This window comes from Mycobacterium spongiae (assembly GCF_018278905.1).
Lineage (GTDB): Bacteria > Actinomycetota > Actinomycetes > Mycobacteriales > Mycobacteriaceae > Mycobacterium > Mycobacterium spongiae.
Genome location: NZ_CP046600.1, coordinates 1,277,374 through 1,291,058, shown reverse-complemented (window position 1 = coordinate 1,291,058; position 13,685 = coordinate 1,277,374). Strand labels below are relative to the sequence as shown.

Below are 13,685 nucleotides of genomic sequence, written 5' to 3'. Positions count from 1 at the left end.
CAGAGCTAAGGCTAGTTCTTCCGGCGGCGCGTGAGTTGCCCTTCAGTCCAGATCGTCGTGTGCCATCAGCCGGCGAGCGGCCTCAGTGATCGAGCCCGACAACGACGGGTAAACGGCGAGTGTCTGCGCGAGTTCGTTAACGGTGATGCGGTTTTGTACAGCTACGGCGATGGGAAGGATCAACTCCGACGCAATAGGCGCCACCACCACACCGCCAATCACCACACCGGTGGATTGGCGACAGAACACCTTGACGAACCCCTGCCGCAACCCAGACATCTTTGCCCGCGCGTTGGTCCGCAACGGCAGCATGATGGTCCGCGCATTCACCGTCCCGTCGTCGATCGCCGATTGCGGCACGCCGACCGCGGCGATCTCGGGTCTGGTGAACACTGTCCCGGCGACTGTGCGCAACCGGATCGGGGTGACGCCTTCGCCGAGCGCGTGATACATCGCGATCCGGCCCTGCATCGCGGCCACCGAGGCCAGCAGCAGCAGACCGGTGCAGTCTCCGGCGGCGTAGATACCGGGCACCGCTGTCCGCGACACTCGGTCCACGGGCAGATAGTTACCGGGGCCCAGTTCGATGCCGACCCGTTCCAGGCCAAGGCCGCTGGTGTTGGGAACCGAGCCGATCGTCATCAAGGCGTGGCTGCCCTCGACCGTGCGCCCGTCGGTCATGGTGACCAGGACCCCGGCGGCGGTCCGAGTGACAGACTCGGCGCGGGCATTCTTGAACAGCTGCACGCCGCGCTCGGCAAACACCTCTTCCAGGACCAACGCGGCGTCGGCGTCTTCGTATGGCAGCACCCGGTCCCGGCTGGCCGCCACCGAAACCCGGACCCCCAATTCGGTGTAAGCATGGACAAACTCCGCACCGGTGACCCCAGACCCCACCACAATGAGGTGCTCCGGCAATTCGTCCAGTTCGTAGAGCTGCCGCCAGGTCAGGATGCGTTCACCGTCCGGCTGAGCTGACGGCAGGATGCGCGGGCTCGCCCCGGTGGCGATCAGCACGACGTCTGCCTCATGCTCGCTGCAGGTGCCATCGGCGGCGGTGGCCTTGATGCGGTGCCGCGCCAGGCCGGGGCTGGGGTCGACCAGCTCGCCCCGACCCGCGATCACATGGACTCCCACACCCAGCAGCTGCTCAGTGATGTCGGCCGACTGTTCGGCGGCCAGTCTCTTGACGCGGGCATGGATCTGGGGCAACGAGATTTCTACGTCGTCGAAGTCGACATCGAATCCCAGGCGAGGAGCCCGTCGCAGTTCGGTGCGCAAGCCGGTAGAGGCGATGAACGTCTTGGACGGCACACAGTCGTCCAGAACAGCGGCGCCGCCCATGCCGTCACTGTCAATCACGGTGACGTGGGCTGATTCGGGGTGTGAGGTGGCGGCTACCAGGGCGGCTTCGTAGCCAGCCGGGCCTCCACCGAGGATCACGATGCGGGTCGCCACAGCCCATAACCTAGCTTGACGACGCCGAAAGATACGAGCGCGCGGCAGCGTGGCGGGCAACCGCGGCCCAATCGTGCACGCCACGCAGGCAGGAGCCGTCTAAGCTTTCCCCGTGCCGCTCTACGCCGCGTACGGATCGAACATGCATCCAGAGCAGATGCTCGAGCGCGCACCTCACTCTCCGATGACCGGAACCGGCTGGTTGCCCGGCTGGCGGCTGACATTCGGCGGCGAGGACATCGGCTGGGAAGGGGCACTGGCGACGGTCGTCGAGGATCCGGATTCCAGTGTGTTCGTCGTGCTCTACGACATGACGCCCGCAGATGAGATGAACCTTGACCAGTGGGAAGGATCCGAGTTCGGCATTCACAAGAAGATCCGATGCCGGGTGGAACGGATCTCGTCGGACACCTCAATAGATCCTGTGCTGGCGTGGCTGTACGTCCTGGACGCCTGGGAGGGCGGATTGCCGTCGGCGCGCTATCTGGGCGTGATGGCCGATGCGGCCGAGATCGCCGGCGCGCCAAACCATTACGTGCACGATCTGCGCACCCGTCCGGCCCGCAACATCGGTCCTGGGACTACGACCTGAATCAGGGCCTAAATTAGGGTCTAGCCGCTTGTTCGATGATGCTGACCATCACCTTCAGCCCGATACCGAGGGCTCGCTCGTCGAGGTCGAATGTCGGCTGATGCAGATCCAGCTGCGGCCCCCGCCCGGGCCATACGCCCAGCCGCGCCATCGCGCCGGGAACTTCTTCCAGATACCACGAGAAGTCTTCGCCGCCGCCGGACTGGCGAGTGTCGGCCAGCGCATCGGGGCCAACGGCTTCGATGGCATGGGTCAGGATGCGCGTCGAGACGTCCTCATTCACCACCGGCGGCACGCCCCGGTGGTATTGCAGCGTGTGTTCGATGGCCAGTGGTGACAGCAAACCGGCGACGGCCTCGCGGATCAACTCCTCAAGGTCGACCCAGGTCTGCCGGCTGGCGGTGCGCACGGTGCCGGCCAGCACGCCGGTAAGTGGAATAGCGTTCGGGGCCACCCCCGCATTGACCGCACCCCACACCAAGACAGTGCTATTACGTGGGTCGATACGGCGCGAGAGCACACCCGGCAGACCGGTGATCAGTGTCCCGAGCCCGTAGACCAGGTCAGCGGTCAGGTGGGGACGCGACGTGTGTCCACCCGGCGAATACAGCGTGATGGCAATCTGGTCGGCCGCCGAAGTGATGGGGCCCTGTCTGACCGCGACCTTGCCGACCTCGAGCCGGGGATCGCAGTGCAAGGCGAAGATCCGCGACACCCCGATCAATGCACCGGCAGCGATCGCGTCGATAGCGCCACCGGGCATCAGCTCTTCGGCGGCCTGGAAGATCAGCCGCACCCCGACCGGCAACTCGGGTTCCGACGCCAATGCCAGCGCGGTACCGAGCAGGATCGCGGTGTGCGCATCATGCCCGCAGGCGTGGGCGACGTTGGGCATCGTCGAGGCGTATGCGGCGCCGGTACGCTCGGCCATCGGCAGCGCGTCCATATCGGCGCGCAATGCGATCCGAGGCCGGTGTTCAGGACCGAAGTCGCAGGTCAGTCCGGTCCCACCCGGCAGCGTTTTCGGATTTAGTCCCGCGCCGGCCAACCGCTCGGCGACGAACTGCGTGGTCGCGTATTCCTGGCGGCCCAACTCCGGGTAGCGATGGATGTGTCTGCGCCAGGCGACCAGGTCCTCGTAATGGGTAGCCAGCCACGATTCGGCGGCGTCGACCAGGCTCATACCCGCGCCCCGCTCAGTCGGCACTGCTGCGCAGCCAGTACCCGATCCCGCTCAGTGGGTGTCTCGGCGAGCTGGACAATCGAGCGGGCCAAGACGATCGCGCCGTCAACGACCGCACGGTCGGCGCTCGGGCCTGCCGCAGCGGCAGCGAATGCGCGCTGGTGCACCGTGGCCCCTCCGGCGTCGACGCCGATGACGGGATGGATCCCCGGCAGCACTTGCGTGACATTGCCCATGTCGGTGCTGCCCAGGGGAAGCTCGGCCTCGATTGCGGGCGGTAGCGGCTCACGTCCTAGCCGAAACATCTCCTGCCGACACGCGTCGGCGAGCCACTGGTCGGGTTTCAGCTCCGCGTAGGCCGGAGCGGCTTGATCGATCGCATATTCGCACCCCGTGGCCAACGCGCCCGCGGCAAAGCACGCGTACATCCTGGCCTCCAGCTCACGCAATGACGTCGACTCCCGCGCGCGCATCGCATAGGTCACTGCCGCGCGCCCGGGGATCACGTTGACCGCTTGCCCGCCATCGGTGACGATGCCGTGCACCAGCTGGCCTGGCGCCAGTTGCTGCCGCAGTAGACCAATCGCAACCTGCGCAACGGTCACCGCGTCGGCCGCATTGACCCCGAGGTGCGGCGCCACCGCGGCGTGCGATTCCTTACCCTCATAGTGCACTGTCACCTCGGACAACGCTAATGACCTGGCCCCGGCGATGTCGGATGGCCCGGGATGCGCCATCACGGCCACCGCGACATCGTCAAACGTCCCGGCCTGCAACATCAGCGCTTTTCCCCCGCCGGACTCCTCGGCCGGAGTTCCCAGCAAGGCTACGGTGAGGCCGAGGTCGTCGGCGACCTCAGCCAGAGCCAGCGCGGTGCCTACCGCGGCGGCCGCGATGATGTTGTGCCCGCACGCGTGTCCGAGTCCCGGAAGCGCGTCATACTCGGCGCACACTCCGACAACCAGCGGTCCGCTGCCGAAATCGGCGCGGAACGCTGTCTCCAACCCAGCAGCGGCCTTCGTGATCTCGAAGCCCCGTTCGGCGACCAGCGCCTGCGTCTTCGTGCAGCTCTTGTGCTCGGCGAACGCCAGCTCCGGCTCGGCGTGGATCGCATGGGACAAGGCGACTAGGTCGGCAGCACGACAGCGCACCACTTCCTCGACACGGTCTGATGCGCTGGCTTGGGGCATCCTCGCAGTATCTCATCGACGCGTCCAGCCAGGACTCGATCCGGCCACCGACGACCGCCGCGGCGCTTGTCGGGCCGTTCCGCGATGCGATAGGATTGATATGAATCCATTCTGGTGTCTCAACGCGAGACAGTCCCTAGCTCACGATCTTGGCCGCAGAGCGACGATGGACGGTCAACAGTAACGCAGTCCTGTCGTCAGGACACTCAGACATAATCTGCTGTGCCACAACGGAAAATCTCAGATGTATCGGGCCACCTAGCACGCGTGTCGGCAATCCCGATCAGTGCTCCCCGCGGGCGCGGTTGAGACGCGCACCCCGGGCAGGCAGCGCGGTGACGTTTCTCAACAACCCGCGTTTCCCCAGATATTGAATACATATTTCGGGACCTCGTTGTAGATTGTCCCGGCCGGACGACGTGCCGGTCGGGGAAGCAACCACGGGGAAGGGATTGTCGTGAATTTTTCGGTACTGCCGCCTGAGATCAATTCATTGCGGATGTTCTCGGGTGCTGGCTCCGCGCCCATGTTGGAGGCCGCGGCGGGCTGGGATGGCTTGGCCGCCGAGCTGGGATCGGCGGCGCAGTCGTTTACCTCCGTGACCTCCGGGTTGGCCGACCAGGCATGGCAGGGCGCCGCCGCGGCGGCGATGGCAGCGGCGGCAGCGCCGTATGCCGGCTGGTTGAGCGAGGCGGCCGCGCAGGCTATCGGCGCTTCTCGTCAGGCCAAGGCAGTGGCCAGTGCGTTCGAGGCAGCACGGGCTGCCACAGTGCATCCGTTGGCGGTCGCGGCCAACCGCAACGAGTTCGTAGCGCTGGTGCTATCGAATGTGTTTGGGCAGAACGCGCCGGCGATTGCGGCCGCTGAGAGCATCTATGAACAGATGTGGGCCCAAGATGTGGCCGCGATGGTGGGGTACCACGGTGGAGCCGCGGCGGCAGCGGCCGCGTTGACGTCGTGGCCGCAGGCGCTGGCGGCAGGGCCGGCACCGGCGATGTCGGAGTGGCCGAACGTGGGCTACGGCAACGTTGGCGGCGGCAACGTCGGGTTCTTCAACACCGGTGAGTTCAACATCGGCGCGTTCAACACCGGCTCGTTAAACATCGGGTTGGGCAACATGAGCCCGACCATCCCGGTCGATCCCTTCGACGTCACCACCTTCGGTGGGATTGGCATCGGCAACAACGGCGTCCAAAACGTGGGCTTGTTCAACACAGGTACCGGTAACACCGGGTTTGCGCTGGGCCCTTTGGGGTACCTGGGTGCGGGAAATGAGGGCACCTTCAACCAGGGCCTGTTCAACACCGGCAACCACAACATCGGCATCGGTCTCACTGGCGACAACCTGATCGGGATCGGCCCACTGCACATCAATTCCGGGGCGCTGTCGGCGGCCGCGGCGCAGTTGGCGGCCGCGCCGGCGCAGGCGGTGTCGGACGCGGGGAACTGGGGTTATGGCAATGTCGGCATCGGCAACATCGGGTTCTTCAACACCGGTGACTACAACGTCGGCATCGACAATGTCGGCTCGCTGAACTTCGGCATCAGCAACCTGAGCCCGAACTTCCCGGTCGATCCCGACAACATCACCACGTTCGGTGGGTTTGGTATCGGCAACAACGGCCTCGAAAACCTCGGTGGCTGGAACACCGGCATGAACAACGTGGGTGCCGGCAACAGCGGCATCTTCAACATCGGCTTCGGCAACACCGGCTCGGCCAACATCGGCTTCGGCAACCTGAGCCCGACGTTCCCGGTGGACCCCAATAACCTCACCACCTTTGGCGGGTTTGGCATCGGCAACAACGGCCTCGAGAACGCGGGCCTGTTCAACACCGGTACCGGTAACACCGGTTTTGCGCTGGGTCCTCTGACGTTGCTCGGTGTAGGCAATGAGGGCACCTTCAACCAGGGCCTGTTCAACACCGGCAACCACAACATCGGGATCGGGCTCACCGGCGATCACTTAATCGGAATCGGTCCGCTGCACGTCGAGCAGGGGGCGCTGTCGGCGGCCGCGACCGCGGCGGCCGGCGACTTCATCGGCAACATGGGCAGCGGCAACCTGGGCTTCGGGAACATCGGCAACGGGAACATCGGCGCCGGAAACTTCGGCGACAATAACTGGGGCTTTGGAAACATAGGGTTACTTGGTGATGGAAACATCGGCCTCGGGAACTTCGGCCGCGGGAACATCGGCCTCGGAAACTTCGGGTTCGACAACGTTGGTCTCGGAAACGAAGGGGCCGGCAATCTTGGTTTCGGCAACTCCGGTAGCAACAACGTCGGTATCGGACTCCAAGGCAACGACCAGATGGGGATCGGCTTCCTCAACACAGGCACCGGAAACTTCGGGTTGTTCAACTCGGGCGACAACAACGTCGGCTTCTTCAACTCCGGAGACGGAAACTTCGGCATCGGCAACTCCGGCGACACCAACACCGGCTTTGCCAACACCGGCAAGTTCAACACCGGTACCGGAAACTCGGGTGCCGGGAACTTCGGCCTGGCAAACGCCAGCAACTCAAACATGGGCTTCGCCAACTCAGGCTTGGGCAACATGGGCATCGGAAACACCGGCCAAGACAACTTCGGCAACCTCAACGCGGGCAACAACAACACCGGCGACTTCAACGGGGGTACCAACAACACAGGCTGGTTCAACTCGGGCAACAACAACACTGGCCTCTTTAACACCGGCAACAGCAACACAGGCCTCTTCAGTTCGGCCGTCAATACCGGCAACTCGGGCTTCGGCAACACACCTGACAACTCGCTGCCGAGCTCGGGCTTCTTCAACAACGGCATTGGAAATTCGGGCTTCTTCAACAACGGCAGTAGCAACGCGGGCATTTTGAACACGAGCCCGGGCAGCATACTGAGCCGTGGCAACATCGGAATCTTCAACAGTGGCGAATTCAACGTAGGGATCTTCAACACGGACGGCTTTGGCAACGTGGGCATCCTCAACTCGGCAAGCAACAACCTCTTCGGCTTTACGTCGGGCTTGTTGAACTCCGCCACCAACAGCTCGGGCATCTTCAGCTAGGGCTCGGCCGCCCACCGCTAGGCTCGATCGATGTGACTGACGGTCAGCCCGAACCCGACGAGCTCGCCCAGCGGGCGGCGCGCGTCGTCGCTGAGCGCACCGGCACCGCCGAGCACGACGTCGCGATTGTGCTCGGCTCGGGATGGTCGCCGGCGGTTGCGGCCCTGGGCTCCGCCACCACGGTGCTGCCCCATGCCCAGCTGCCGGGATTCAGGCCGCCAAGCGCAGCCGGTCACGTCGGTGAACTGCTGTCGATGCAGATCGCGGAGCACCGGGTGCTGGTCCTGGTCGGTCGTATCCACCCCTATGAGGGGTATGACCTGCGCCACGTCGTGCACCCGGTGCGGACGGCCTGCGCCGCTGGTGCCCAGATCGTCGTGTTGACCAATGCCGCCGGCGGGCTGCGTCCAGGCTTGCAGGTCGGCCAGCCAGTGCTGATCAGCGATCACTTGAACCTGACCGGGCGGTCGCCTCTGGTCGGCGCGAGATTCGTGGACCTGACCGATGCGTACGCACCCCGGCTGCGCGCACTCGCCCGCCAAGCGGACCCCGCACTGGCCGAATGCGTGTACGCGGGCTTGCCTGGACCGAACTACGAGACCCCCGCGGAGATCCGGATGCTGCAGACGTTGGGCGCCGACCTCGTCGGCATGTCGACGGTGCATGAAACCATCGCCGCGCGGGCGGCGGGTGCGGAGGTACTGGGCGTCTCCCTGGTAACAAACCTCGCGGCCGGGATCGCCGGAGAGCCGCTCAGCCACGCCGAGGTGCTCGCCGCTGGAGCCGATTCCGCGACCAGAATGGGTTCGCTGCTCGCTGACATCATCGCCAGGTTCTAGCGAGTGCGGTTCCACGGGTTCTGATCGTGACACCTGAGGAGTGGATCGCCCACGATCCGGACCCGGAGACGGCCGCCGAACTGGCCTCCTGCGGTCCAGCCGAGCTGGCCGCACGGTTCGCCCGCCCCCTCACCTTCGGGACGGCAGGGTTGCGTGGGCCGATTCGCGGCGGTCCGGACGCGATGAACATCGCAGTCGTGTTGCGCGCTACCTGGGCGGTGGCCCAGGTACTGCGGAATCGAGCTGGTGCGCTGGTGGTCGTGGGGCGCGACGCCCGGCATGGCTCGGAGGCGTTCGCTGTTGCGACAGCTGAAGTGCTTGCTGCCGAGGGCTTTTCGGTACTACAGCTCCCCATTGCGGCGCCAACGCCGCTCGTCGCTTTCGCCGTTCGCGCTACCGGCGCCGCCGCAGGGATACAGATCACGGCGTCACACAATCCGGCAACCGACAACGGGTACAAGGTGTTTCTCGACGGCGGCATCCAGATCGTCTCCCCTGTTGACCGCCAGATCGAAGCCGCGATCTCCACCGCTCCCCCAGCCGATCAGATCCCCAGGAGACCAGTCGAATTCGCTGACACCGACCTCATCGGGCGCTACATCCGCCGCGCGGCCGGGGTTCGCCGAGGCGCGGGTTCGGTTCGGGTGGCCCTGACCCCGTTGCACGGCGTCGGCGGGAAGGTGGCCGTCGAGACGCTCGAGCGCGCGGGCTTCGACGAAATCCACACGGTCGCGGCGCAGTTCGCACCCGACCCCGACTTTCCGACCGTCACCTTCCCGAACCCGGAGGAAGCCGGCGCCACCGACGCACTGCTCGCCCTGGCCGCGGAGGTCGACGCGGACGTCGCGATAGCTCTTGATCCAGATGCCGATCGCTGCGCGGTGGGGATACCCACCGCGTCGGGGTGGCGAATGTTGTCCGGCGACGAAACCGGTTGGCTGCTCGGCGATTACATCTTGTCGCACCTCACTGAGCCGCGGGCGGCGGTCGTGGCCAGCAGCGTGGTGTCATCGCGGATGCTGGCGGCAATCGCTGCGCACTACGGCGCCATCCACGTCGAGACCCTTACCGGCTTCAAATGGCTGGCCCGCGCCGATGCGAACCTGCCCAACTGCACCCTGGTCTACGCCTATGAGGAAGCGATCGGGCACTGCGTCGACCCCGCCGCCGTGCGCGACAAAGACGGGATCAGCGCCGCGGTGTTGGCGTGTGATCTGGTGGCCGCGCTGAAGGCGGACGGCCTTTTGGTGCCCGACCTGCTCGATGCGCTTGCCCGACGACACGGGGTGCACGAGGTTGCGGCCGTGCCGCGTCGCGTCGCGGATGCCCGCGAAGCCGCTGACCTGATTCGACGGCTACGCAAGACCCCGCCGGATCGGCTTGTCGGATTTGCCGTTGCGACCACCGATATCACCGATGCGCTGATCTTTGCCGGCGGCGATGACGAAACGTCGATCAGGATAGTGGTGCGGCCTTCGGGGACCGAGCCGAAGTTGAAGTGCTATGTGGAGGTTCGCTGCGCGGTGGCCCGTGACCTGCATCTTGCCCGGGAGCGGGCTGGTGGACTGCGGCATGAGCTGGTCGCCGCGGTGCGGGGCTGGTGATCGGGTTGAGACCGAATTGACGGTCGCCGGCGTCGCCGAGGCCCGGGACGATGTACGCGGCCTCGTTGAGCCCGTCATCGATGGCTGCGGTGAACAACCGTAGGTTCGGAGCCGCTTTCTCCAGCGCGGCGAGGCCCTCCGGTGCCGCCACCACGCAGAGCACGGTGATATCCGTCGCGCCCCGGCCTTGCAGCAGGTCGACGGTGTATGTCATCGACCCACCGGTGGCAAGCATGGGGTCGAGGACCATTACCGGCCAACCGCTCAGGTCGTCGGGCAGCGCCTCGAGATACGGGACTGGCTGGTGGGTTTCCTCGTCACGGCGAATCCCCACGAAGCCAACCTGGGCCTGCGGGATCGCAGCAAGCGCCCTATCCACCATCCCAAGCCCGGCCCGCAGCACGGGAACCAGCAGCACGGGGTTGGCCAGTCGGGAGCCGACCGTCGCAGCAAGTGGTGTGTGGATCGGGACCGGCTCGCGCACCGCGTCTCTGGTGGCCTCGTAGACCAGCACCCGCGTCAGCTCGCCGAGCGCGGCCCGGAAAGCGGCGTTGTCGGTGCGTTCATCGCGCAGCGTGGTCAGCCCGGCTGCGGCCAGCGGGTGATCGACAACACACACCTGCATGGCTTAGAGACTACGTAACAATCAGAACTAGCCTCGCTAACAAGCTCCCGTCCATGCCGCGAGCCGGGCAAAACCGCCCATATACTCCCGCCATGCCCCGCGGAATGGCCCTCGCCCTGACAGTGTTAGGCGCGTTGGCGATGTCGCTGCCGGCCCCTTGGGTCGGTAAGCGCGTGGACCTTGCCGCAGCCACCTTGCCAACCTTCGCGCACGTGGTGGTCGTGGTGGAGGAAAACCGGTCTCAATCCGCGATCATCGGCAACAAGTCGGCTCCCTTCGTCAACGCGCTGGCAGCCAGGGGGGCGATGATGGCCCAGTCATTTGCCGAAACCCACCCAAGCGAACCCAACTATCTGGCGCTCTTCGCCGGCGACACATTCGGGCTGAAGAAGAACACGTGCCCGGTCAACGGTGGCAACCTTCCGAACCTAGGCTCCGAGCTGTTGGCTGCCGGATTGACCTTCGTCGGCTTCGCCGAGAGCCTGCCGATGGTCGGCTCAACCGTGTGCAGTGCGGGTGGATACGGCCGCAAACACGCGCCGTGGGTCAACTTCAGCAACGTCCCGGCGACGCTGTCGATGCCGTTCTCGGCTTTTCCGAAGCCGGACAACCCGGACAATTTTGCCAGGCTGCCGACCGTGGCCTTCGTGATCCCCAACGGCAACAACGACATGCACGACGGATCCATCGCCCAGGGCGACGCCTGGTTGAAGAGCAACTTGTCCGCGTATGCCAACTGGGCCAAGGCCAACAACAGCCTGCTCATCGTGACCTGGGACGAAGACGATGGCGGTAGTCGCAATCAGATCCCGACTGTGTTCTATGGCGCGCACGTACAGCCGGGAACCTACAACGACAGGATCAACCATTACAACGTGCTTTCCACGCTGGAGCAGATGTATGGGCTGCCTAAGACCGGGTACGCCAAGAACGCTGGGGTGATCACCGGCATTTGGGCCGGGTAGCCGCAATCGAGGCCGCTACCCGTGGACGCGGCGTCGCGCGCCGTCGCTATTGTGTGCCGCATGGTTGCTGACCTTGTGCCGATCCGACTGAGCCTGTCCGCCGGTGACCGCTACACGCTATGGGCACCGCGCTGGCGCGACTCGGGCGACGAATGGGAGGCATTCCTAGGTAAGGACGAGGACCTGTACGCCTTCGCGACCGTGCCCGAGTTGGTCGCATTCGTGCGCGCAGATAGCGACAGCGACCTGGTCGATCACCCGGCCTGGAATGAGTTGACGAGCGCCCACGCACACCAGTTGGATCCAGCCACGGACAAACAGTTCGACTTGGTGGTTGTCGAGGAACTGGTCGCCGAGAAGCCGACCGAGGAGTCGGTGACGGCGTTGGCCGCCACGCTCGCGATCGTGTCGTCCATAGGATCGGTGTGCGAGTTAGCCGCGGTATCGAAGTTCTTCAACGGAAATCCCATCTTGGGCACGGTTTCCGGCGGAATCGACCACTTCACCGGGAAGGCCGGCCACAAGCGTTGGAATTCCATCGCCGAGGTAATCGGCCGAAGCTGGGACGACGTGCTCACGGCTATCGACGAGATCGTGAGCACGCCCGAGGTCGATGCCGAGCTGTCAAGCCAGGCTGCTGACGAGTTGGCGGAGGAGCCGGAAGAACCCGAAGAACCCGACGAAACCGACGAACACGAGACCGACGGCGAAGACGACGAGGCCGTCGCCGAGACGAGCGCGGATGCGGTCGACGACGCCGAAGAAGTCGATGAAGAGCCCCGCGCTGCCGACGACACCGTCGTGTTGGGCAGCGACGAGGACTTCTGGTTGAAGGTGGGCATCGACCCGGTCCGGATCATGACCGGTAGCGGCACTCTCTACACTCTGCGCTGCTACCTCGATGATCGTCCTATCTTCCTGGGCCGCAATGGTCGAATTAGCGTGTTCACTTCCGAACGAGCGCTCGCCCGCTACCTTGCCGACGAACATGACCATGACTTGTCTGACCTGAGTACCTACGACGACATTCGGACCGCCGCCACGGACGGCTCCCTTGAGGTGGATGTCACCGACGACAATGTTTATGTGTTGACCGGGCTTGCTGACGATTTTGCCGACGGGCCTGAGGCCGTGGACGTCGACCAACTCGAGTTGGCGGTTGAATTGCTCCGCGATATCGGCGACTACTCCGAGGAGAGCGCGGTCGACAAGGCACTGGACACAGCCAAGCCGCTGGGCAAGCTTGTGGCCTACGCGCTAGAGCCCGGCTCGGTCGCCAAGCCCACAGGCCCCTACGCCAAAGCGGTACGCGAGTGGGAGAAGCTAGAAACCTTCGTGGAATCGCGGCTAAGGCGCGAATAGCGCCGCCAGCCGGCGACGACATCGGACACCCGTGTCGCGGCTAAGGCGCGAATAGCGCCGCCAGCCGGCGACGACATCGGACACCCGTGTCGCGGCTAAGGCGCGAATAGCGCCGCCAGCCGGCGACGACATCGGACACCCGTGTCGCGGCTAAGGCGCGAATAGCGCCGCCAGCCGGCGACCGCGTTAGCCGATGGCTTCGATGAGTGCCTTTCCGCGCGGAGACAGACGGTAGCCGACGTCAAGGCTGATGGTCAGGCCCAGCTCTTTGAGTCGCCGCACCCGCCGCTTGAACCGCGGCACGTCGATTCGTTCGCCAGCCGCCAAGTTCGGGGCGCGCACCGCCTCGTTATCAGCGATCAGCCGCAGGTAACTCCTGGTCCAGGGGCCAGATTTGCTGGCGGCGTCCAAACGGTCGAGGCGAACCACGATCGCCGCGATGTCGGCGGCGGTCAGGGCGCTGTCCGCGGCGAGCTCCGAACGCTCGTCGGGGCCCGCGAACGACACCGTGATCAGATAGGTGTGCCTGGCGGTCCGCTGATCCAGCTCAGCCTGCGCCGTGGCCGCATCGCGATATCCGGCCGCCCGCGCCTGCTTTTCGGTCACCCGATAATCGCGCGGGTGCTCCGCGACATCCTCGATGCGGATCGTGCCTGCCGCCGTGCGCTGTGTACCACCCGGTTTAACACGGGATCGGTCCCAACGCCGCAGCACCAGGCTGATGCGGCCGGCTGCGATGGCCTCGGCAGTGGCGCGGTTGAGCAGCACACCAGCGATGTTATGGCGGGACGCTTCTCGTCTGTGGTGCGCGCTCCCCC

At 65.3% G+C, this 13,685-nt stretch carries 10 protein-coding genes and 1 pseudogene; 6 read left to right on the top strand and 5 right to left on the bottom strand.

The genetic code is table 11. From position 1 onward, the window contains the following. Positions 1 to 42: 42 nt before the first annotated feature. Positions 43 to 1,458 (bottom strand): NAD(P)H-quinone dehydrogenase, encoded by a 1,416-nt coding sequence (locus tag F6B93_RS05270; RefSeq protein WP_211698152.1) that lies wholly within the window; start codon positions 1,456 to 1,458, stop codon positions 43 to 45. 112 nt (positions 1,459 to 1,570) lie between these two features. Here F6B93_RS05270 and F6B93_RS05265 point away from each other — a divergent pair, with 112 nt between their 5' ends. After that, positions 1,571 to 2,050, top strand: coding sequence for a gamma-glutamylcyclotransferase family protein (locus tag F6B93_RS05265; protein WP_211698151.1), 480 nt, complete (start codon positions 1,571 to 1,573; stop codon positions 2,048 to 2,050). 13 nt (positions 2,051 to 2,063) lie between these two features. On the opposite strand, the gene F6B93_RS05260 is transcribed toward F6B93_RS05265, so the two are convergent. Next, positions 2,064 to 3,233 carry a M20 family metallopeptidase gene (locus F6B93_RS05260; RefSeq protein WP_211698150.1) on the bottom strand — a complete coding sequence of 390 codons (1,170 nt, stop codon included), beginning with the start codon at positions 3,231 to 3,233 and terminating at the stop codon, positions 2,064 to 2,066. Beyond that, on the bottom strand, positions 3,230 to 4,423 hold the full coding sequence (locus F6B93_RS05255) for a M20 family metallopeptidase (RefSeq protein ID WP_211698149.1): 1,194 nt from the start codon (positions 4,421 to 4,423) through the stop codon (positions 3,230 to 3,232). Before F6B93_RS05255 ends, F6B93_RS05260 begins: the two co-directional genes overlap by 4 nt. Positions 4,424 to 4,880: 457 nt before the next feature. On the opposite strand from F6B93_RS05255, the gene F6B93_RS05250 reads away from it, so the two are divergent. The 3 genes from F6B93_RS05250 to F6B93_RS05240 are packed head-to-tail and all read left to right on the top strand — an operon-like array spanning position 4,881 to position 9,915. Continuing rightward, positions 4,881 to 7,472: a PPE family protein gene (locus tag F6B93_RS05250; RefSeq protein ID WP_211698148.1), complete on the top strand. Its 2,592-nt coding sequence runs from the start codon at positions 4,881 to 4,883 to the stop codon at positions 7,470 to 7,472. A gap of 32 nt (positions 7,473 to 7,504) precedes the next feature. Then, complete coding sequence (locus tag F6B93_RS05245) at positions 7,505 to 8,311, top strand: purine-nucleoside phosphorylase (RefSeq protein WP_211698147.1); 807 nt, start codon at positions 7,505 to 7,507, stop codon at positions 8,309 to 8,311. Between the two features lie 26 nt (positions 8,312 to 8,337). Continuing rightward, positions 8,338 to 9,915, top strand: coding sequence for a phospho-sugar mutase (locus F6B93_RS05240; RefSeq protein WP_246541010.1), 1,578 nt, complete (start codon positions 8,338 to 8,340; stop codon positions 9,913 to 9,915). Positions 9,916 to 9,925: 10 nt separating this feature from the next. Here the strand turns inward: F6B93_RS05240 and upp are convergent. Beyond that, positions 9,926 to 10,540: pseudogene (upp, locus tag F6B93_RS05235) on the bottom strand (uracil phosphoribosyltransferase); the annotation flags it as partial. 92 nt (positions 10,541 to 10,632) lie between these two features. Here upp and F6B93_RS05230 point away from each other — a divergent pair. Continuing rightward, complete coding sequence (locus F6B93_RS05230; RefSeq protein WP_211698145.1) at positions 10,633 to 11,505, top strand: alkaline phosphatase family protein; 873 nt, start codon at positions 10,633 to 10,635, stop codon at positions 11,503 to 11,505. Between the two features lie 60 nt (positions 11,506 to 11,565). Next, positions 11,566 to 12,867: a protein export chaperone SatS gene (gene satS / locus F6B93_RS05225; protein ID WP_211698144.1), complete on the top strand. Its 1,302-nt coding sequence runs from the start codon at positions 11,566 to 11,568 to the stop codon at positions 12,865 to 12,867. 186 nt (positions 12,868 to 13,053) lie between these two features. Here satS and F6B93_RS05220 read toward each other — a convergent pair whose 3' ends face one another. Beyond that, positions 13,054 to 13,635, bottom strand: coding sequence for a hypothetical protein (locus F6B93_RS05220; protein ID WP_211698143.1), 582 nt, complete (start codon positions 13,633 to 13,635; stop codon positions 13,054 to 13,056). Between the last annotated feature and the right edge of the window lie 50 nt (positions 13,636 to 13,685).